Origin of the sequence: Gordonia prachuapensis, assembly GCF_036350515.1 — a bacterium.
Lineage (GTDB): Bacteria > Actinomycetota > Actinomycetes > Mycobacteriales > Mycobacteriaceae > Gordonia > Gordonia prachuapensis.
Genome location: NZ_JAZDUE010000005.1, coordinates 1 through 21462, shown reverse-complemented (window position 1 = coordinate 21462; position 21462 = coordinate 1). Strand labels below are relative to the sequence as shown.

Here is a 21462-nt window from a genome sequence, read left to right as displayed (position 1 = left end):
TGGTCAGTCACGAGGATCCTCCGGGTCGAGACCGTGCAGCGGGTACACCGCTCGCCGGGTCGCCAGTATCGCGCGGTCGGTCTGACGTTGCGCGGAGCCACTCACACCGTCGGGTGGGTCCTGGCCGGTGTCACCATCCCAGGCGACGTAGTCGACGTCACCACCGTCACCCATCACCCCGACCGGCGCCCGTGAGTAATCGGAGTGCACGGTCTGGGCGATCTGCCCGGCTGTGGCACACCACGATTCGTTGATCTCGGTGTCCACGGCCACGTCACGGTCCAGCACGACGGCCAACAGATGGGTCCAGCTGCGCGGCACCACGTCGACCACGCCGTACCCACCGCCGCCCACCGCGATCCATCGTCCCTCGCAGTACTTCTCGGCCAGGTCGCGCATCGCCTGCATCGCCGCGCGCTGGCCGTCCACGGTGAGTGACAGGTCGGTCAGCGGGTCCGCCCGATGACTGTCCACGCCGCACTGGCTGATCAGGATCTGCGGCCGGAACTGGTCCAGAACCGACGGGACCACCGCGTGAAAGGCCCGCAGCCACAGACGGTCGGCCACATCCGGCATGAGCGCGACGTTGACCGCGGTGCCGGCGGCGTCTCCGTCACCCACCTCGGTCGGCCACCCCGTACCCGGCCACAACGTCGCCGGGTGCTGGTGCAGCGACACCGTCAGCACGCGCGGGTCCGCAGCGAACTCGACCTGCACACCGTCGCCGTGGTGGGCATCGATGTCGACATAGGCGATCCGGTCGAATCCGTTGTCGAGCAGCCAGCGGATCGCCACCGCGCAGTCGTTGTAGATGCAGAAGCCCGCCGCCCTGGCCTTCATGGCGTGATGCATTCCGCCGCTGATGTTCACGGCTCGCCGCACCGAACCCGACCCCACCGCCTGCGCCGCCGCCAGGGTTCCACCGACGAGCAGACGCGCCGCCTCGTGCATGCCGTCGAACACCGGGTTGTCGGCGTCGCCGAGGCCGAAGAGACGCTCGAGCAGCGGGCCGGACAACGACGCGGTTCCCGATCCGACCGCCCGCACGGCGTCGATGTACTCGGTCGAGTGCACCACGGTCAGCGCCGAGTCGTCGATGTCGAGCGGCGCCCGGCTGTCCACGCCGTCGAGGATGCCGAGACTCTGCGCGAGTGTCATGGTCAGGGCCAGTCGGACGGGATTCATCGGGTGCGTGTGGGCCCACTTGTAGCTCAGGAAGTCCTCGCTCCAGATGACCGCCGCCGCTTCGTCGCTCGTGCTCGGAGTCACGGTCCCAGGCTAGTGCTTCCGCCCACGAACCGGCTGGGTTCGCCGACACGCCACGGTTCGCCTCCCGGGGCACGTCCTGGGCTGCGGATTCGCGACACGCTGGGGGCGTGGGACACCGGGACGTCAAGGTACCCTTGGTGGAGACGAAGGGACTGCGTACCGTGAACGATCTGGTCGACACCACCGAGATGTACTTGCGGACGATCTATGACCTCGAAGAGGAAGGCATCGTCCCCCTGCGCGCGCGTATCGCCGAGAGGCTGGAGCAGAGCGGCCCCACCGTGTCACAGACGGTGGCCCGCATGGAGCGTGACGGTCTGCTGCACGTCGCCGGGGATCGCCATCTGGAATTGACCGACAAGGGTCGCGAACTGGCGATCGCGGTGATGCGCAAGCACCGCCTCGCCGAGCGCCTGCTGGTCGACGTCATCGGCATGCCGTGGGATCAGGTCCACGAGGAGGCCTGCCGCTGGGAGCACGTGATGAGCGAGAACGTCGAACGACGCCTCCTCACCGTCCTGGACAACCCGACCACGTCGCCCTACGGCAACCCGATCCCCGGACTCGATCAGCTCGGTGTGGCCCATGCCCCGGCCACCGACGGCGCCACCCGCCTGTCCGACCTGCCGCAGGGCGCGCCGGTGGTCGTCATCGTCCGACGCCTGTCCGAGCACGCTCAGTCCGACGCCGCTCTGATCAGCGAGCTACGCGAGGCGGGCGTGGTGCCCAATGCCCGCGTGACGGTGACCATCAGCCCCGGGCGCGCGGTGGTGAACTCGCCGGGCCACGAAGGCCTCGAACTCGCCGAGGAGATGGCGCACTCGGTGTTCGTCGAGAAGGTCTGATCCCGCGACGAGGGGATCTCAACCCACCTCACGCTCCACACTCGGGTCGGGCATCACCACACCGAGAGTCGTGGCGACGTCACGGCACATGGGGATCATCGCGCGCATCGAATCGGGAGGTAACCCGCCGCGTAGCGCCCGGTCGAGCAGGATCGCCAGCGACCACTCCGGGTCGGCGTTCAGCGCGCAGTCGAGTGCGACCCCGGCGTATCCCCCTTCGCCGTCGACGTAATGCTGGTAGGCGAGCATCGTCGCCGCACTTGCCCGGCTCCGCCCGGTCAGGCGCCGGGCGAGCTCGCGCCACAGCGATTCCGCCGCGTGGCGCAGGTCGGTGTCCGCGAACGACATCGCCGCATCCCTGACCGGCAGCCGTAGCAACGCCTCGCCGAGGCGGGTGACCGTGGCGCAGTCGAGGTCCGGTACCGCCGACGGCACGGCCCGCGCAAGCACCTGATCGAGGATCTCACGCAGCAGGACCCCGTCGTCGGGGTCGTCCACGACACGCAGGCGCGCCGGGCTCCCGCCGCCGTCGTGCGGACCGACACAATGCGGCAGCGGCCGCAACATCTCCTCCATCTCCTCGCGATGAGCCAGCACCCGGCGCCCGGTCCGCACCGTCCGTCGCACCGCCGTCGGACTCGTGTGCGGGTCCCCGATCCGGCCGCTCGACAGATCCGACGGCGAGACCGGCGAGATGGACGGTGCTGCTCCCGCGGTGACCCATACCCGTTGCCAGCGCGCGTTTTCGGCGACCGTGCCGACGACGAATCCGGCGCAGATGCCGCCGACAGCGGCGAAACGTGCATCGGCGACCTCGCAGACGCGCCGGTACCGGGCGTCGGAGATCGGATGGCGATCGTCCACCACGACGGCGACGACGGACCGCACCTCGTTGCGCAGGCACACATCGGCGAGCCCGTCGAGCACCGAGACCAGGGCGTCGACGAGCTCGCCGTTCTCGTCGAGGATCAGGTCGTGGCGCATCGACGTATTGATCGTCCCGGGGTCGTCGCCGAATGCCAGCAGGATCAGGGACCGTTCGGGGATGAAGCCGATCATGCCCGGCAGCGCCGTCAACAGCGCCGACGGATGCAGTGGACGGGAGCGTGCGGAAGGTGACATACGCCCATCCTCGGGTCCAGGACAACCCACGCCATCCCACGAATCGGGGTGTGGACAACTCCGGTCGGCGATCCACAGTCTGCCCTGGGCCGCCTGACCGTTGCCGGTCAGCCGAACGCGGCGGTCACCGCCCTGTCGAACAGCGCATCGAGCTCTGCGCCGGTCTCGGCAGTCATCGGCCCGGCACCCTGTTGCCGGTACTCGACGATCACCCGGATTCCGTCCTGCTGGGCCAGCAAGGTGGTGGTGGCGGTGATCAGCGGCGCCTCACCGCCACCGGTCGTCAGCCGTCGGCGCAGGGCCGACGTGTCGACCGACCCGCGGTCCGGTGCGGGCATCACCTCGGTGAGCACGGTGGACGTCGCGGTCGGGGCGGCACCGGTGGTGGTGCGCGGACATCGGCCCGCCAGCTCCGTGACCTCCGCGAGTCTGTCGTCGACGTGGACCACAGCCGCGGTGAATGTCGCCGTGGACGTCGCCGGGTCCGGGCCGACGAGGATCGCCGCGCCATCGGCGGGCACCTCATGTGGAGTGCAGTCGGCCGGATCAACACTGCCGTGCAGCGGACGGCCGGTGAGGTCGGCCAGCGCAGCGGGGACGGCCGGCGCGGGTAGGCGTGTCGCCGTGCCCGCCGGGAAGTCCGCGGGTGCGACCGCGAGCGGCGACAGGTCCTGGCGGCCACCGGAGGTCGCTTCACCGTCCACGGAACAGCCTCCCACCAGCAACGACAGCGCGACGATGAGGGCCGGCCCCCATCGCGTCGGTCGGCTTGTCCTCGTCAGCATCGGGTGCCGCGGCAGTTTCGGACGCCTGCCACCCCACGACATCCCGACCTCACGGCGCACGGATCCGATCACAACGGTCTACTGTGCCACCGATCGCGACGCGCCCGGGTCACGACACCCCGTCGAGCGGTCCGGCGGCGCCGGTGATCTCCGGCTCGGTGATCAGAGGCTCGTGATCAGGAGCTCGGGAATCGACCTCGAGGCGAGGTTGTTGAAACGATCAGACCTCGCGTCGGCACTGGATGAGGCGGCGGATTGGCCCCGCACACCACCGATGCGAGAGAATCGACAGACCCGACACGAGGAGGCACGACCATGGACGAGCGGTCCGCCGAGCACAGCGCGCTGTACTCGCTGGAATTTCCCGCCCCCCAGGTCTCGAACGAGGAGGGCGCGGGACCGGTACTGGTCCACGCCCTGGAGGGATTTGCCGACGCGGGGCATGCGGTGGCCCTGGCGGCACGCCACCTGCGTGACGCGCTGGACTCCGAGCTCGTCGCCACGTTCTCCACCGACGAGCTGGTCGACTACCGGTCCCGGCGACCCACCGTCAGCTTCGACGGGAACACGTTCACCGACATGGAGATGCCCTCGCTGACCATGCACGCGGTCCGCGACACCGCCGGGCGGCCGTTCCTGCTGCTGGCCGGCGCCGAACCGGATCTGCGCTGGGAGCAGTTCGTCGAGGCCGTTCGTCGGCTCGTCGAGCATTTCGGCGTCACCGACGTGATCGGACTGAACGCGATCCCGATGGCGGTGCCGCACACGCGTCCCGCGTCGATCACCGCGCACGGCAACGACATCGAACGTCTCGGCGACCTGCCCCGGTGGGGTTCGGCGATGAAGTTGCCGGCCAGTGCGTCGATGCTGCTCGAACTGCGGATGAGCCAACGCGACTACCACGCGGCCGGCCTGTCGGTGCATGTGCCGCACTACCTCTCGCAGACCGACTACCCCGCGGCGTCGGCCCGGCTGCTCAGCGCCGTCGGCGAGCTCACCGGCCTGCAGATCCCCGTCGCGGCCCTCGACAACGCCGCCTCGAAGGTCCGTGAACAGGTCGACAAGGAGGTCGAGGGCAACACCGAGATCGAACAGGTGGTCGCGGCCCTCGAGTCCCAGTACGACACCTTCACCCAGGCTCAGGCCGAGCGGTCGTCCCTGCTGGCCGCCGAGGCCGATCTGCCGACCGGCGACGAACTCGGCGCCGAACTCGAACGGTTCCTCGCCGAGCAGACCCGCGACGACGACTCCGGCGACGGCGACGAACCGGGCGGTTCGCCATCACCGACCTGAGTGGGCCGGACCTGGATGACACCGGAACGGGTGCAGCACATCTGAATCCGGGGCCGACCGGTCCCGGTCACCTCGTCCCGGTCGCGGAAGAGGACGCCGCCTTCGACGTCTTCACCGGCTGGTGGAACGACCGCGGCATCGAGCTGTACCCGCATCAGGAGGAGTCGCTGCTCGAACTGATCGCGGGCAACAACGTGATCCTGGCGACCCCGACCGGCTCGGGCAAGTCATTGGTCGCCGCAGGCGCCATCTACTTCGCGCGCTGCCGCGGTGAGCGCGCCTACTACACGGCTCCCATCAAGGCCCTGGTCAGCGAGAAGTTCTTCGACCTGTGCGCCACCTTCGGCGCCGAGGAGGTCGGCTTGCTGACCGGCGACGCCGCGGTCAACGCCGACGCACCCATCATCTGCGCGACCGCGGAGATCGTGGCCAATCTGGCGCTGCGCGACGGCAGTCGCAGCGACATCGGGTCCTTGGTCGCCGACGAGTTCCACTACTACGGCGAATCCGACCGCGGGTGGGCGTGGCAGGTGCCGCTCATCGAGTTGCCCCACACCCAGTTTCTGCTGATGTCGGCCACTCTCGGCGACACATCGTTCTTCGTCGACGACCTGACACGACGGTCCGGGCGCGACACCGCTGCCGTCACCGGCACCGAACGCCCCGTCCCCCTCGACCACAGCTACGCGATCACCCCGATCCACGAGACCATCGAAGAACTCATCGCGGCCGGTCGGGCACCGATCTACGTGGTGCACTTCACCCAGGCCGCCGCGGTCGAGCGGGCGCAGGCCCTGACGTCGGTCAAGATCGCCGACAAGACCGAACGCGCCGCGATCGCCGACGCCATCGGAGATTTCCGCTTCCACACCGGTTTCGGCGCCACCCTGTCGAAGCTGCTGCGGGCCGGTATCGGCGTCCACCACGCCGGGATGCTGCCGCGGTATCGGCGGCTCGTGGAGCGGCTCGCGCAGCAGGGGCTGCTGAAGGTGATCGCCGGCACCGACACACTCGGGGTCGGCATCAACGTACCGATCCGGACCGTCCTGTTCGCGGGCCTGAGCAAGTACGACGGGACCCGGGTACGCCGGCTGCGTGCGCGCGAGTTCCATCAGATCGCCGGACGTGCCGGACGAGCCGGATTCGACACCGTGGGTTACGTCGTCGTGCAGGCGCCCGAGCACGACGTCGAGAACGCGCGCGCGGTCGCCAAGGCCGGCGACGACCCGAAGAAGCTGCGCAAGCTGGTGCGCAAGAAGCCCCCGGAAGGTTTCGTGTCGTGGGGTGAGAAGACGTTCACGCAATTGGTCGACGCGCCGGACGAACCGTTGCGCTCCCATTTCCGCATGACCACGGCCATCCTGATGGAGGTGTTGGCGCGTCCGGGTGACTGTTTCGCCGCGGTGCGACACCTCCTGGAGGACAACCACGAACCACGCAGCCGCCAGCTCCGGCACATCCGGCACACCATCGAACTGTTCCGCGGTCTTCGGGATTCGGGGATCGTGGTCCAGCTCGACGCCCCGGACGCCGACGGCAAGAACGTCACGCTGTCGGTGGACATGCCGGAGAATTTCGCGCTGACCAACCCGCTGTCGTCGTTCGCGCTCGCGGCCTTCGGGATCCTCGATCCGGAATCGTCGTCCTATGCCCTCGACGTCGTCTCCGTCCTCGAATCGACACTCGAGGATCCGCGCCCGTTGTTGTTCGCGCAGCGCAGGTCGGCGCGCGACGCCGCGTTGGCCGAGATGAAGGCCGACGGGGTCGAGTACGAGGAGCGAATGGCCCGACTCGAGGAGATCAGCTGGCCGCGACCACTGCTCGACGAGATCGAGTTCGCGTTCTCCGTCTACCGCCGTGGCCACCCCTGGGTGAGTTCGTACCCGCCCTCCCCCAAATCGGTGCTACGCGAGATGCTGGAACGGTCGATGACGTTCACCGAACTCATCTCCGTCTACGGACTCGCCCGCAGCGAGGGCGTGCTGTTGCGGTATCTGTCGGACTGCTACCGCGTACTGCGCCAAGGACTTCCGAACACCGTGCTGACCCCGGAGGTCGCCGAGATCACCGAGCACGTCGGTGCCATGGTCCGCGCGGTGGACTCCAGCCTGGTCGACGAATGGGAACAACTCACCCACGCCGACGTGTGACACAGCGGTCACCGCGCTGGAACCGTGCACCGGCGATCAGCTCAGTGCGGCCCGCATCCTCGCGGCCAGCTCACCGACCTCGTCGGTGGTCATGACGAACGCCGGCGATATCTGCAACGCCCCCTGCCCGGCGGCGCGCCCACTCACCCCGTGCTCACGCAACCGGCCGATCATCGCGGGCGCCTGAGCCGGATCCGCGAGTTGCACCGCGGTCACCGCACCCAGGCCGGTCCGGACCTCGGCCACCGAATCCAGCTCCGCCAGCGGCCCCAACGCCGTGGCGAGGTCGGATTCCAGGCGAGCGGCCTCGCCCAACAGGCCCTCCCGCTCGATGATGTCGAGGTTGGCCATCGCGGCAGCAGCAGCGCCGGCGTGCCCGCCGTAGGTGTACCCGTGCCGCCACCAGACCCCACCGGCGTAGAACGGCTCGGCGATGCGCGGGGCGATGAACACTGCGCCCATCGGGACATACCCGGAGGTCAGACCCTTCGCGGTGGTCATCATGTCCGGCTGCAGATCGAAGCGGGCGGACGCGAACCAGCTGTCGCCGCCGATGCGGCCGAAACCGGTGACCACCTCGTCGGCCACGAACAGCACGTCGTGGTCACGGCAGATCTGACGCACCTCGGCGAGGTAGCCCTCCGGCGGCAGGTAGATGCCGCCGGCACCGATGATCGGTTCGCAGAAGAACGCGGCGATGCGATCGGCACCCAGTCGCTCGATCAGTCCGAGCAGGCTCTTGGCGTTGTCCCACTCCACGGACTCGGCATCAGGCATCAGCTCTCCGTAGCCCTCACGGTTGCCGGGGATGCCCGCCAGGGCCGTCCCGGCGACATGCATCCCGTGATAGGCCTTGGTGCGTCCGACGATGATGTTCTTGTCCGGCTTGCCGACCTCGTGCCAGTAGCGCCGCGCCAGTTTCGCCGCTGTGTCGACGGAGTCGCTGCCTCCGGACGTGAAAAAGATCTTGCTGTCGGCGACCGGCGCGATCGAGGCGAGCCGATCCGCGAGCTCGGCGGTCACATCAGCGGTGAGGTCGCCGAAACCCGAGTAGTGCGCAATCCGCCCGAGTTGATCGGCAACCGCCTGCGCCACCTCGGTGCGGCCGTGCCCGATGTTGGTGAACCACAGGCCCGCAGTCGCGTCGAGGTATTCACGACCTGTCGAGTCCCAGATCCGGGTGCCCTTGCCGCGGGTCACCACGAACGGTCCGTTCGCGGTGACCGATCCCATGTCGGCGAAACCGTGCCAGAGTGAACCTGCCATGCGCCAATGATGCCGGGCGCCACCGACGTCCCGAGAACCAGGTCGCCACTCGCGGCGCACAAGGATGTGGTCGGGGCCACTGAACACCACCGCATATCCTGGACAGATCATGTCCGCCCCGACCGCCGCCGACCGTCGCGCCCTGCTCGAGACGCTCGACGACCTCACGATCGTCGATGCGCACAAGCTTCGTCGTCGCCTCGACAAGCTGGGACGGCGGCCCGCACCGGCGGCGTGGGATCGGCTCTGTGCGGACGTGGCCACGGCCCGCTCGCGGATCGAACGACGCCGGGCGACGATCCCCGCCCTGGAGTTCCCGCCCGAGCTCCCGGTGTCGGATGCGCGGGACGAGATCGCCGCGGCGATCGCCGAGCATCAGGTGGTGGTCATCGCCGGCGAGACGGGTTCGGGAAAGACGACACAGCTGCCCAAGATCTGCATGCAGATCGGGCGCGGCGTGCGTGGCGCGATCGGTCACACCCAACCGCGACGGATCGCGGCGAGTTCGGTGGCGCGCCGCATCGCCGACGAGACCGGCACCGAGGTGGGCGACGCGATCGGCTTCTCGGTGCGGTTCACCGACCGTGCCGGCGCCGACACCCTGGTCAAGGTCATGACCGACGGCATCCTGCTGCGGGAGATCGGCACCGATCCCCTGCTGCGCCACTACGACACCCTCATCATCGACGAGGCGCACGAACGCAGCCTCAACATCGATTTCATCCTCGGGTATCTCAAACGCCTGCTTCCGCGTCGGCCCGATCTCAAGGTGATCATCACCTCCGCGACCATCGAACCGGATCGCTTCGCCCGCCATTTCGCCGATGCCGTCGGCGGTGCCGAGGTCCCCATCCTCGAGGTCTCCGGCCGCACCTATCCCGTGGAGGTCCGCTATCGCCCGTTCGGCGATGCCCGCGACCCCGACAACGACCACCGCGATCTCGACCAGGCGCAGGCGATCGACACCGCCATCGGTGAACTGTGGTCATCACATCGCAGCGGCGACATCCTGGTGTTCCTCCCCACCGAACGCGACATCCGGGAAACCGCCGACGCCCTGCGACACCGGGCCTCGGCAGGTGCCGAGATCGTCCCGCTGTTCGCCCGGTTGTCGATCGCCGATCAGCAGCGGGTGTTCTCCCCCTCCTCCGGACGCCGGATCGTGTTGGCCACCAACGTCGCCGAGACGTCGCTCACCGTCCCCGGCATCCGCTACGTGATCGACACCGGGACCGCGCGCATCTCGCGATACTCCACGCGCTCCAAGGTGAACCGGCTCCCGGTCGAACCCATCTCGCAGGCGAGCGCCCGACAGCGTGCCGGCCGATGTGGCCGCGTCGCCCCGGGCGTCTGCATCCGCCTCTACGCCGAGGACGACTTCGACACCCGGACCGCATTCACCGACCCGGAGATCCTGCGTACCAACCTCGCTGCGGTCATCCTGCAGATGGCGGCGCTGAAGCTCGGGGACGTGTCGCAGTTCCCGTTCGTGCAGCCACCGGACGCGCGCGCGATCCGGGACGGCATGGCGGTCCTCGCCGAACTCGGCGCGATCCGGGAGACCCGGCGCGACGACCACGAGCCCGTTCTCACACCCATCGGCCGCCAGATGGCACGGATCCCGGTGGACCCGAGACTCGCCCGCATGCTCATCGCCGCGCATGACGGAGGATGTCTCGATCACGTCCTGGTGATCGCTGCCGCACTGTCCATCCCCGACGTGCGCGAGCGCCCGTCGGAACATCGGGAGGCCGCCGACGCCGCCCACCGGCGGTTCGCCGTCCCGGGTTCGGAATTCCTCGCCTACCTCGAGCTGTGGGACTACTTGGCTGAGAAGCGTAAGGAGTTGTCCGGCAACCAGTTCCGCCGCAATTGCGAACGCGAGTTCCTGCATTTCCTGCGCATCCGCGAATGGCAGGAACTCCACCGGCAGCTGTCCCGCATCGTCGGCGACCTGGACTGGACGACCACCGCCACCGAGCGCGACGCCGACGCGATCCACCGCGCCATCCTCGCCGGCCTGCTCGGCAACATCGCCGCCCGGCAGGGTGATTCGCGAGATTTCCTGGGCGCCCGCAACACCAGCCTGGCGATCTTTCCCGGCTCGGCGCTCGCCCGCAAACCTCCGCCGTTCATCATGGCGGCCGAGATCGTCGAGACCTCACGGCTGTTCGCACACACGGTCGCGGGTGTCGACCCGCTCTGGGCGGAGAAACTGGCCGGCGACCTGGTCCGGCGAAGCCACAGCGAACCGCACTGGTCGGCCAAACGCGGATCGGCGATGGCCTACGAACGGGTGACGCTCTACGGAGTCACGCTGGTCGCGAAGCGGCGAGTGCAGTTCGGCGCGATCGATCCCGCGACCTCGCGGGAGATGTTCCTGCGTCATGCCCTCGTCGAAGGCGACTGGCGCACGGACCACGCCTTCTTCCACCGCAATCGGGAACTCCTCGAGGCGGCGGCAGATGTGGAACACCGTGCCCGCCGCCGGGATGTCGTGATCAGCGAACAGCAACTTTTCGACTTCTACGACGCCCGCGTCGGCGACGATGTGGTCTCTGCGCGGCACTTCGACACGTGGTGGAAGAAGGCCCAACGCGAGAACCCCGAACTGCTCGACCTGCACCCCGAGGACGTCGCGACCGACGTGGCCGTTGCCGACACCGATTTCCCCGGCGCGTGGCAGCAGGGTGACACCCGCCTCGAGCTGCGCTACCGATTCGAGCCCGGTGCACCGGACGACGGGGTCACCGTGGTGATCCCACGGCCGCTACTCGACCATGTGCGGACATCGGGGTTCGACTGGTCGGTGCCGGGACTGCGGAGCGAACTGGCGACGGAGCTGGTGAAATCGCTACCCAAGGCGCTCCGCAAGTCGATGGCGCCCGCGCAGCGATTCGCCGACCTCGCCCTCTCCCGGCTCACACCCCGATCGGAGCCACTCATCACGGGACTGGCCCGGGAGTTGTCCGCCATCACGACCATGACGGTGGCCCCACGCGATTTCGCGCCCGACCGGATCCCACCGCACCTCACCATGAACTTCGCGGTCGCTGATAGGAACGGCGCCGTGCTGGCGAGCGGAAAGTCGCTGGCCGCGTTGAAGAAGCGGTTCGCCGACGACCAGAAGCCCACGCCCGTCCGGATATTCACGGAGTGGACGGCCGACGGCATCGGCGAGATCGCCCCCACGGACACCGCCACCGTGGCTGGGCAGACGGTCACGCGGCACACCGGCCTGGAGGTCGCGCGCGACGGCGACGGCCACCCGATCGGGGTGATCCGCACCGACGTCGCCACCGCGGGCGAACGCAACCGACGGCACGCCGAGGCGGTGGGGGTACTGCTGGACAACGCTCTTCCCGGCCTGACGCGCAAGATCACCGCAACGCTCGACGCGCCCGGTCGACTCGCGTTGAGCCAGAGCCCGTATCGGCACCCTGACGACCTGGTCGCCGACTGCACCCGTCGCGCGATCCGCGACGTCGCCGCCACCGATCGTCTCGAACGCGTCGGGTCGGCCGCGGAATTCGATCGTCTCCGCGACGAGCTGCGACCTGCGGTGAGCGACGCGGCCCCCGACTACTTCGTGCTCGCCACCGACGCGCTCCGGCGAGTGGCACCCCTGCGGGCACAGATCGATCGACTGAGCGGATCCGTTGCCGCCGATGACGTCGCCGACCAGCTCGAGAACCTCGTCTTCGACGGCTTCGTCGCGGCCACCTCCCGCGACCATCTGGTCCACGTGCCCCGGTACCTCGACGCGGCGATCGAACGCCTCACCGAGCTGCCGGCCGCCGCTGCACGTGACCGCGACGGCCTGGCCGCCGTCGACCGCGTCGTCGCGCACTGGAACCAGCGCGGCGCGCAGCTATCACCCGGACGTCGTGCCGCGCTCGACGAACACGCCCACTGGCTGGTCGAGGAGTTGCGGGTCGGACTGTTCGCACAGCGACTCGGCACCGCGCGGCCGATCTCGGAGAAACGCGCCATCCGGGCACTGGACGCGTTCAGATGAGCCGCGCCGGCGGTCTCGTGACTATTCGGTCACCGAGGCCCGCGACGTCTTCCGGTGGGTGAGATCGCCTTGTAGATCATCGATCTCACGCTGGAAGTCCTCGAGCGAATCGAACGACCGGTACACCGACGCGAAGCGGAGATAGGCGACCTCGTCGAGGTCGCGCAGCGGCCCGAGGATGGCGAGCCCCACCTCGTTGCTGGGGATCTCGGCAGATCCAGATGCCCGGACCGCGTCCTCGACCTGCTGTGCGAGTTGCGCGAGCGCATCCTCGGCGACGTCTCGGCCCTGGCAGGCGCGTCGGACACCGCGCATCACCTTCTCGCGACTGAACGGCTCGGTGACGCCGTTGCGCTTCACCACCGACAGCACCGCGCTCTCCACCGTCGAGAATCGGCGACCACAGCTCGCGCACGACCGGCGCCGTCGGATCGCCTGCCCCTCGTCGGCGACACGCGAGTCGACGACCTTGGTGTCTTCGTACCTGCAAAACGGGCAGCGCATGTCGTCCTCACGCACGTCTCGGGACACAACGGCGCACCGGATACCCGCCACGCCGTGCCGGTTCCCGGCCGGACCCTGTGCCATCGAGGATACCGCCCGGGTCTCAGCGGTACGCGGGGGCGACCAACGCCTGCCCCACACGCAGGCCCGAACTCGACAGATCGTTGCGCTCGACGATCTGCGCGATCACCGCGTCCCGTGGCACACCCGGGGCGACCCGGTCCGCGATCGTACTCAGCGAATCGCCTTGCCGGACATGCACGACCTCGGTACCCACCGGGGCCGGCTCGACCGAGGCCGCGTAGTCGGAGCCGACGATCGCGACGACCCACACCATCAGCGCGAGTGCGGCACCGACGAGGACGGAAGCGGCTGTGGCTCGTCGGCGCGCGATGACGGTCCGGTCCACCACCGGTGCGTCACAACGCGTGCCGGCGACATGCGTCCCCGGACGCGCCGGCTGACCGACGGGTCGGCGATCGGCCGGACGAACCGGCGTGTGAGCGCCCCGTCGCGGCGGGCGGGTGACCGGCGCCCCGACCCGGCCCGCACGGTGCGGGTTCCCGACGGACTGCCGGCCGGGCTGAATCAGTTCTGTCGTGCTGATCGTCGTGGTGCTGATCGTCGCGGTGCTCATCGAACGTGTCCTCCTGATCGAGTGCGGATACGGATCGGGCCCCACCGGCTCACCGGGATCGACATCGTGATCGATCACGTGTTCGATGGAACGCATGTTCGAAACCTAACACGACACTCCGACAAAGTCTCGACACACGTCGAACACATGTTTGAACAACCGGGAATGTTCGATTACTGTCGGCAGCAGGAACAAGACAGCAGCACACACAAAACAGCGGGACACAGAACAGCAGCCGGGTCTCGATCAGCGGGATCGAACAGTGCAACCGAACAGTGCAACCGACCAGTGCAACCGAACAGTGGCATCGAGGAGTTCGCCCCGAAGCGTCCGGAACCGCAGTGCCCGGCACCGCCGGGTGCTCGACAGAAAGGACTACGCAGATGACTGACAGGGCCGGTGGAAACAGGTCCGGTGGACGGCGCGGCGCCGCCCGCGGGATCGATCGACCCGACACGGCAACCGGACCGTCGGATTCCGACCCGGCTGTCGACCCCGCGGCCGCGGAAGCGAGCCTCACCCCCCGCCAGCGCGGGGTCCTCGAGTACATCCGTGCGTCGGTCCGCGAACGCGGCTATCCGCCGAGCATCCGCGAGATCGGGGACGCCGTCGGACTCACGTCGACGTCCTCGGTCGCACACCAGCTGCGCACTCTCGAACGCAAGGGCCTGCTCAAACGCGATGCCAATCGGCCCCGCGCGGTCAACATCCAGGACGGCGACCAGCACGTCCCGCCGGGCGGCACGTCTGCTGCGGCCGAGAACGATGACCTGCCCACTCCGACGTTCGTCCCGGTACTCGGACGAATCGCGGCCGGCGGCCCCATCCTCGCCGAAGAGGCCGTCGAAGACGTGTTCCCCCTCCCCCGCGAACTCGTCGGCGAGGGGTCGCTGTTCCTGCTACGCGTCGTCGGCGAGTCGATGATCGACGCGGCGATCTGCGACGGGGACTGGGTGGTCGTCCGGCAGCAGAGCGTTGCCGACAACGGCGACATCGTCGCCGCGATGATCGACGGCGAGGCGACGGTGAAGACGTTCAAGCGCAAGGACGGTCACGTCTGGCTCATGCCGCACAACGAACTCTTCGAACCCATCCCCGGTGACGATGCCGCGATCCTCGGCAAGGTCGTCACCGTGATGCGCCGCGTCTGAGGTCGCGCCCGGCGGTCAGCTCTCCAGGGCCGCGGTCGCAGCCGCCCGCGCGGCCGCCGGGTCCGAGGTGGCCAGCGCCGCGTCGGCGGCGGCCCGGCACTGTTCCGTAGTGGTCTGCGCCAATCGTGCGCCTACTGCCGCCGCCGCTGCGGGCGCCGACGACAGCGACGTCACACCGAGTCCGACGAGGACACAAGCGAGTAGCGGATCGGCGGCCGCCTCGCCGCACACGCCGACCGGCTTGTCGACCTCCTGGCCCGCTCTTGCCACCCGCGCGATGAGCGCGAGAACGGCCGGCTGCCACGGGTCGGTCAGGGCCGCGAGTTCCGCCGACATGCGATCCGCCGCCATCGTGTACTGCGTGAGGTCGTTGGTCCCGATCGAGACGAAATCCACCTCCGCGAGAATGGCTTCGGCGAGGATCGCCGCAGCGGGCACCTCCACCATCACCCCGGCGACCAAGCCGCGCTCCCGGACGGGCGCGGCGAACTCGGCGGCCTCCGCGGCGGAGGCGATCATCGGCGCCATGACCCACGGAATGGGCTCGCGGCCCTGCGCGGCCGCGGCGATCGCATCCAGCTGGGCCGTCCGGATGTCCGGATGCTCACCGGCGATCCGGTTACCGCGGACGCCGAGCGCCGGGTTGGCCTCATCGAGTTGCGTGACGAACTTCAGCGGTTTGTCGGAGCCGGCGTCGAGCGTGCGGATGACGACCTTCTGCCCGGCAAACGCCTCGAGAACCTCACGGTAGAGACCGGTCTGCTCCTCCACCGACGGCGCATCCGAGCGATCCAGGAAGGCCAGCTCCGTCCGGAACAGACCGACGCCCTCGACCGGATACTTCATCGCGGTGCGCGCCGACGTTCCGTCGGCGACATTGGCGAGCACGCTGACGTGCCGTCCGTCCGCGGTCTGCCCGGGCCCGGACCAGTTCGCGACGAGTGCCGCCATCCGCCGGCTCTCCTCGACCTGCGCTGTCGCCTCGGCGGCATCCGGTTCGACCTCCAGGGTGCCGGCCGTCCCGTCCACGAGCACGGGGGTCCCCGCAGCCACCTCGGCGAGGCCCGAAACCGCCACCACGCAAGGGATGCCGAGCTGGCGGGCGATGATCGCGGTGTGGCTGGTGGGCCCGCCCAGCCTTGTGACGAGCGCGGTGATCTTCGCGGGGTCCAGTCCCGCGGTGTCGGCCGGTGCGAGGTCGTCGGCGAGAAGGACCGACGGCTCGTCGGGTTCGGGGACACCGGGCTCGGGGACGCCCAGCAGTTCGGCGACGACGCGGTCGCGGACGTCGTTCAGATCGGTGACCCGCTCGGCCATCAGGCCACCGAGCTTGGTGAACATCGCCGCGAACTGCTCGGTGGCGAGCACCGCGGCCGCCGGTGCCGTGCTCCCCTTGGCGATCAGCCCCGATGCCGCGCCCACCCAGCCACGGTCCTCGGCCAGGCCGGCAGTCGCCGACAGCACCTCCGCCGCGGCACCGGACGCATGAGATGCCCGCTCCCGCAATCGTGCGGCCACTGTGGCCGCGGCGTCGGTGAACCGTTTGGTCTCCACTTCGCGTTCCTCGTCGGGGACCGGTGCCGCAGTCGCCGGGTCGTACACGGGTCGTTCACCGGGCCACACGGTCGGCGCATAGGCATGTCCTGCGACTACCGGTGTTCCGCTCAATACGTGTGTGTGCTCCACCGAAATCCTCACTGTGGTCGACGGGCGTGACCCATCAATTATGCGTCTCAGCCGCCCAGAGTCTCCGTTGTGATTCAAGTTACAAGAAACGCTTGACTTGTCAACACAAACAGGCGTAAACACAGATACATCAACATCACAAACGCAGGAAAACCAACAGGTGAGGGTCACGTGTACGCCGAGGAACGACAGCAGGCGATCGCCGATCGGGTCCGCGTGGACGGCCGCGCGTCGGTCGCCGAACTGACCGCGCTGTTCGACGTCACCAGCGAGACGGTCCGGCGTGACCTCGCCGCGTTGGAACGCACCGGTCACGTGCAGAGAGTCCACGGCGGCGCCGTCCGACCGGGCGCCACACCGGTCACCGTCGAGCAGGGCATCGATGAGCGGCAGAGGTCGCACACCGACCAGAAGCTGGCAATCGGACGCACCGCCATCCGATTCCTCCCCGAGGCCGGCGGTTCGGTCTTCTTCGACGCGGGAACCACGACCTATCAGGCGGCGCTTGCCTTTCCGCGGGATCGCCGGCTGACCCTGGTCACCCACAGCATCCCGATCGCTGCCTCACTGGCCGGCCTCATGGGCGACAACCTGCACATCCTCGGCGGGCGGGTACGTGGACTCACCCAGGCCATGGTCGGCGCCGCAACCGTCGAGGCGCTGGCCCGACTGCGCGTCTCGACCGCATTCGTGGGAACCAACGGGATCAGCACCGCGCACGGCCTGTCCACCCCGGATCCCGACGAAGCCGCTGTGAAGGCGGCGATCTGCCGCAGCGCCGATCGCGTCGTCGTGCTCGCCGACTCGTCGAAGTTCGGGCACGAGGACCTGATGTCGTTCGCCGACCTGACGGACATCGACGTGCTGATCACCGACCGGGGCATCGACTCGGCGACCACCGCTGAGCTCACCGACAAAGGGATCGAAACGGTGATCGCATGACCACGCGACAGCCAGAAGAGCCACTGCACGACCGTCCGACGAGAGGCACCTCATGACCGCATCCCGGCCCGACCCGTTCGCTCCCGTCTCCGCCGACGCCGACGCGGCCCCGACGATCCTCACCGTCACCGCGAACCCGAGTCTCGACCGCACGCTGGAGTTGTCGGCGCCACTCACGCACGGCGCCGTGCAACGCGCCCGGACGGCGCTTGCCGAGCCGGGCGGTAAAGGTGTCAATGTCGCGCGGGTCGCCGCCGCTGCCGGAGTCCCGACCCGCGCGATCCTGCCGGCACGCGCCGGCGACCCGCTGCTCACCGCGCTCGACGACGTCTCTCTCCCCTACCTCGCCTTGCCGATCGACGGGGAGGTCCGTTCGAACATCACGGTGGCCGATCCCGACGGCACGACCACGAAGATCAACGCCCCCGGCTTCGTGCTGGACGACACCCAGGCACGCCGACTCGCCGACCTCGTCCTCGAGAACGCCCGGGGGGCACGATGGGTCGCCCTGTGCGGTTCATTGCCGCCCGGATTGCCCGCCAACTGGTACCGCACCGTCGTCGACGCCCTGGCCGATTCGGGATGCCTTGTGGCCGTGGATACCTCGGGTGCACCCCTGGCAGCGGCGGTCACCGGCCGGGTCGACCTCCTCAAACCCAACGACGAGGAACTCGCCGAGGCGGTCGGCGCCGACGCTGCACAGCTCTCGGCGGCTACCGCTCAGGGCGACCACGCCCCACTGATCGAGGCCGCCGGCCAACTGGTGGAGCGGACCGGCGCGGCGATCCTCGCGACGCTCGGCGCGGCGGGCGCTCTTCTCGTCACGGCGACCGGTTCGTGGTTCGCGGCCCCGCCCCCCATCGTGCCGCGCAGCACTGTCGGCGCCGGCGATGCCGCGCTGACCGGATATCTGATCGCCGAGAGTCGTGGCGCAGCGGAACCCGAGCGTCTGCGCACCGCGGTCGCGTACGGCTCGGCGGCGACCGCCCTACCCGGCACACGACCGCCGGCGCCCGAGCAACTCGACCTGTCCCACGTCCATGTCACCGAGCTCACCGGGTCACCTCGCGCCGGCTGACCCGCACCCTGCCACCACCGATTCCCCAAGGAAGACCCCGAGAAGGAACCCCCGATGTCAGAACAGATCATCACACCTCAAACGGTGCGACTCGACGTGGATGCCGGCGAGGACCCGGCAGCCGTGATCGGCTACCTCGCCGACGCGCTCGCCGACGCCGGCCGCACCACCGATGCGGCGGTGCTCGCCCGCGGCGCCCTCGAACGCGAGGCGAAATCGGCCACCGGGCTTCCCGGCGGCATCGCCATCCCGCACGCCCGGGCCGAGTCGGTGACGGAGGCCGGCCTCGCGATGGCGCGACTGTCGCACAAGGTCGACTTCGGCGCACCCGACGGTCCCGCCGACCTCGTGTTCTTGATCGCCGCGCCCGAAGGCGGGGCATCCGAGCATATGAAACTCCTGAGCTCCCTGGCACGTTCACTGGTCCGGCCCGACTTCGTCGCTTCGCTGCGCGAGGCCGAGACCGACGAGCGCGTCGTGCAACTCGTGGACGAGGCCATCAATCCCCGGCCGGCGGAGTCGGAGCAGGCCCCTGCCGCGGCCGGCGCGGCCGCGACCGGCGCGGGCTCGGCAGGTGCCGCAGCGACGGATCAGGGTGCGAAGCGTCGTTCGGTCGTGGCGATCACGGCGTGTCCGACGGGCATCGCGCACACCTACATGGCCGCCGATGCGCTCAAGTACGCAGCAGAACGGGCCGACGTCGACTTTCATGTCGAGACACAGGGTTCGTCCGCGACCACCGCGTTCGATCCGCAGGTCATCGCCGACGCCGACGCGGTGATCTTCGCGACCGACGTCGGTGTGAAGGGCAAGGACCGATTCCGCGGCAAACCGGTAATCGCCTCCGGGGTCAAGCGGGCCATCAACGAACCCGACGCGATGATCGCCGAAGCCGTTGCCGCATCGCAGAATCCGTCGGCAACGGTGGTCAGTGGCGGTGACGACGACGGTACCGCCGACGCAGCGGCGACCGGCGGCGGGGGCGTCGGCCTCGGCGGACAGACCCGCCAGGCCCTGATGACCGGCGTCAGTTACATGATCCCGTTCGTCGCCGCCGGCGGGTTGCTGATCGCGCTGGGATTCCTGCCGTTCCTCGGTGGGTACGAGATCGCGAACAGCACCCTCGACGCCGAGGGCGGGATGAGTGACGGCGCCTTCATCGCGCTCAACAACAGTCTGTGGGATCTACCGGCCGGCGGGCTCGGGCAGTACATCGGCGCCGTGCTGTTCGCGGTCGGCTCCCTGGCCATGGGCATGCTGGTGCCGGTCCTCGCCGGCTACATCTCGTTCGCGATCGCCGACCGCCCCGGCATCGCACCCGGTTTCGTCGCCGGTCTGGTGTCGGTGGCCGTCGGCGCCAGCTTCATCGGCGGCCTGGTCGGTGGCCTCATCGCCGGCGTGGTTTGCCTGTGGATATCACGAATCCCGTTGCCGCAGTGGGCACGCGGACTACAACCCGTGGTCATCATCCCACTGATCGGCAGTCTGGTGATCGGCGTCCTGCTGTACATGCTGCTAGGCAAGCCGCTGGCGTGGGTCACCGAACAGATGACCGACGGCCTCAACAGCATGTCCGGCGGTTCGGCCGTCGTTCTGGGCGTCGTTCTCGGCCTGATGATGTGCTTCGACCTCGGCGGACCGGTGAACAAGGCCGCGTACCTGTTCGCGACGACGGGCCTGGCGATCGGCGGCGTCGCCCAGCTGCAGATCATGGCGGCGGTCATGTGTGCCGGTATGGTCCCGCCATTGGCGATGGCCCTCGCCACGGTGCTGCGACCGAAGTTGTTCACCGAACCGGAACGCGAGAACGGCAAGGCCGCCTGGCTGCTCGGTGCGTCGTTCATCTCCGAGGGCGCGATCCCGTTCGCCGCCACCGACCCGTTCCGGGTCATCCCCTCGATGATGGCCGGCGGAGCGCTGGCCGGCGGACTCGTGATGGCGTTCGGCGTCGAACTACGCGCGCCACACGGCGGCATCTTCGTCTTCTTCGCGATGAACAACTGGGTATTGTTCCTCGTAGCGCTCGCGGCAGGGACCGCGCTGGGTGCCTTCGCCGTGATCACCGCCAAGCAATGGCATGTGAACCGGCAGCACGCAGCCGGCTTCGAGGAGGTCGAAACCGTTCCCGCCTGAGCGGTTTTCGGACAGACTGGATCAGCACGACGACAACCAAAGGAGACATCTCATGCCCAGCACCACCGTCACCGTCGGGTCCGCCGTCGGTCTGCACGCCCGGCCCGCGACGATCATCGCCGAGGCGGTCACGGATTCGGGCGCCACGGTCACCCTGGCACTCGAGGGCGGCGACCCGGTCGACGCCGGTTCGGCGCTGATGATCATGACCCTCGGGGCGGAGAAGGGCACCAACGTCGTGGTCACCGCAGACGACCAGGGCACGCTCGACAGCATCGCCGCGCTCGTCGCAAAGGATCTCGACGCGGAGTAGCCGAGTCGATCACCACAGGCAACGACCGGAGCGTTTTCCCGCTGATCGAGACATCCCTGAAGGTTTGATGTCAAGCCGCGGCGGGGGTTTGGTCCTTCCATGCGGTGGCGGGGTCGTAGGGGATACCGCGGGCTAGGCAGCCATGGAGTATGCCGACGAGGCGGTTGGCGAGTTGGCGTAGCGCGGCGTTGTGGTCGACGTCTCGGGCTCGTTGTTTGCGGTAGTAGGCGCGGGCGCCGTCGTCGTGCATGAAGGCTCCGTGGGCCTGGG

At 69.0% G+C, this 21462-nt stretch carries 16 protein-coding genes and 1 pseudogene; 9 read left to right on the top strand and 8 right to left on the bottom strand.

The features are described from left to right. Positions 1-3 precede the first annotated feature (3 nt). Positions 4-1269, bottom strand: coding sequence for an acetoin utilization protein AcuC (locus V1Y59_RS07185; protein ID WP_330504146.1), 1266 nt, complete (start codon positions 1267-1269; stop codon positions 4-6). 161 nt (positions 1270-1430) lie between these two features. On the opposite strand from V1Y59_RS07185, the gene V1Y59_RS07180 reads away from it, so the two are divergent. Then, on the top strand, positions 1431-2114 hold the full coding sequence (locus V1Y59_RS07180) for an iron-dependent transcriptional repressor DtxR (protein ID WP_330504333.1): 684 nt from the start codon (positions 1431-1433) through the stop codon (positions 2112-2114). An 18-nt stretch (positions 2115-2132) separates the two neighbouring features. Here the strand turns inward: V1Y59_RS07180 and V1Y59_RS07175 are convergent, their stop codons facing one another. Then, positions 2133-3236: a DUF4192 domain-containing protein gene (locus V1Y59_RS07175; RefSeq protein ID WP_330504145.1), complete on the bottom strand. Its 1104-nt coding sequence runs from the start codon at positions 3234-3236 to the stop codon at positions 2133-2135. A gap of 107 nt (positions 3237-3343) precedes the next feature. Continuing rightward, positions 3344-3940: a hypothetical protein gene (locus tag V1Y59_RS07170; RefSeq protein WP_330504144.1), complete on the bottom strand. Its 597-nt coding sequence runs from the start codon at positions 3938-3940 to the stop codon at positions 3344-3346. A gap of 396 nt (positions 3941-4336) precedes the next feature. Here V1Y59_RS07170 and V1Y59_RS07165 point away from each other — a divergent pair, with 396 nt between their 5' ends. After that, positions 4337-5314, top strand: a complete 978-nt coding sequence (locus V1Y59_RS07165; RefSeq protein ID WP_330504143.1) for a proteasome assembly chaperone family protein — start codon at positions 4337-4339, stop codon at positions 5312-5314. Between the two features lie 41 nt (positions 5315-5355). Next, a complete protein-coding gene (locus V1Y59_RS07160) occupies positions 5356-7464 on the top strand; it encodes a DEAD/DEAH box helicase (RefSeq protein WP_330504332.1) in 2109 nt (702 codons plus the stop codon). Between the two features lie 36 nt (positions 7465-7500). Here V1Y59_RS07160 and V1Y59_RS07155 read toward each other — a convergent pair whose 3' ends face one another. After that, positions 7501-8730 carry an aminotransferase family protein gene (locus tag V1Y59_RS07155; protein ID WP_330504142.1) on the bottom strand — a complete coding sequence of 410 codons (1230 nt, stop codon included), beginning with the start codon at positions 8728-8730 and terminating at the stop codon, positions 7501-7503. 109 nt (positions 8731-8839) lie between these two features. On the opposite strand from V1Y59_RS07155, the gene hrpA reads away from it, so the two are divergent. Continuing rightward, on the top strand, positions 8840-12748 hold the full coding sequence (gene hrpA, locus V1Y59_RS07150; RefSeq protein ID WP_330504141.1) for an ATP-dependent RNA helicase HrpA: 3909 nt from the start codon (positions 8840-8842) through the stop codon (positions 12746-12748). A 21-nt stretch (positions 12749-12769) separates the two neighbouring features. Here the strand turns inward: hrpA and nrdR are convergent, their stop codons facing one another. After that, positions 12770-13252 carry a transcriptional regulator NrdR gene (gene nrdR / locus V1Y59_RS07145; protein ID WP_330504331.1) on the bottom strand — a complete coding sequence of 161 codons (483 nt, stop codon included), beginning with the start codon at positions 13250-13252 and terminating at the stop codon, positions 12770-12772. A 103-nt stretch (positions 13253-13355) separates the two neighbouring features. Then, a complete protein-coding gene (locus V1Y59_RS07140) occupies positions 13356-13985 on the bottom strand; it encodes a LysM peptidoglycan-binding domain-containing protein (RefSeq protein WP_330504140.1) in 630 nt (209 codons plus the stop codon). A gap of 287 nt (positions 13986-14272) precedes the next feature. Here V1Y59_RS07140 and lexA point away from each other — a divergent pair, with 287 nt between their 5' ends. Next, positions 14273-15040 (top strand): transcriptional repressor LexA, encoded by a 768-nt coding sequence (lexA, locus tag V1Y59_RS07135; RefSeq protein ID WP_330504139.1) that lies wholly within the window; start codon positions 14273-14275, stop codon positions 15038-15040. 15 nt (positions 15041-15055) lie between these two features. Here lexA and ptsP read toward each other — a convergent pair whose 3' ends face one another. Continuing rightward, positions 15056-16726, bottom strand: coding sequence for a phosphoenolpyruvate--protein phosphotransferase (gene ptsP, locus V1Y59_RS07130; protein WP_330504138.1), 1671 nt, complete (start codon positions 16724-16726; stop codon positions 15056-15058). 171 nt (positions 16727-16897) lie between these two features. Between ptsP and V1Y59_RS07125 the strand changes: the two genes are divergently transcribed. From V1Y59_RS07125 to V1Y59_RS07110, 4 genes are read left to right on the top strand one after another with little or no spacing between them, the layout of a single operon-like run. Then, positions 16898-17668 (top strand): DeoR/GlpR family DNA-binding transcription regulator, encoded by a 771-nt coding sequence (locus V1Y59_RS07125; protein ID WP_330504137.1) that lies wholly within the window; start codon positions 16898-16900, stop codon positions 17666-17668. A gap of 52 nt (positions 17669-17720) precedes the next feature. Continuing rightward, positions 17721-18746 carry a 1-phosphofructokinase family hexose kinase gene (locus V1Y59_RS07120; protein WP_330504136.1) on the top strand — a complete coding sequence of 342 codons (1026 nt, stop codon included), beginning with the start codon at positions 17721-17723 and terminating at the stop codon, positions 18744-18746. Between the two features lie 54 nt (positions 18747-18800). After that, the gene (locus V1Y59_RS07115; RefSeq protein ID WP_330504135.1) at positions 18801-20879 is read left to right on the top strand and encodes a PTS fructose transporter subunit IIABC; all 2079 of its coding nucleotides are present in this window, start codon (positions 18801-18803) and stop codon (positions 20877-20879) included. A 52-nt stretch (positions 20880-20931) separates the two neighbouring features. After that, the gene (locus tag V1Y59_RS07110; RefSeq protein WP_330504134.1) at positions 20932-21192 is read left to right on the top strand and encodes an HPr family phosphocarrier protein; all 261 of its coding nucleotides are present in this window, start codon (positions 20932-20934) and stop codon (positions 21190-21192) included. A gap of 70 nt (positions 21193-21262) precedes the next feature. Here V1Y59_RS07110 and V1Y59_RS07105 read toward each other — a convergent pair. Continuing rightward, positions 21263-21462, bottom strand: a pseudogene (locus V1Y59_RS07105) (IS110 family transposase); the annotation flags it as partial.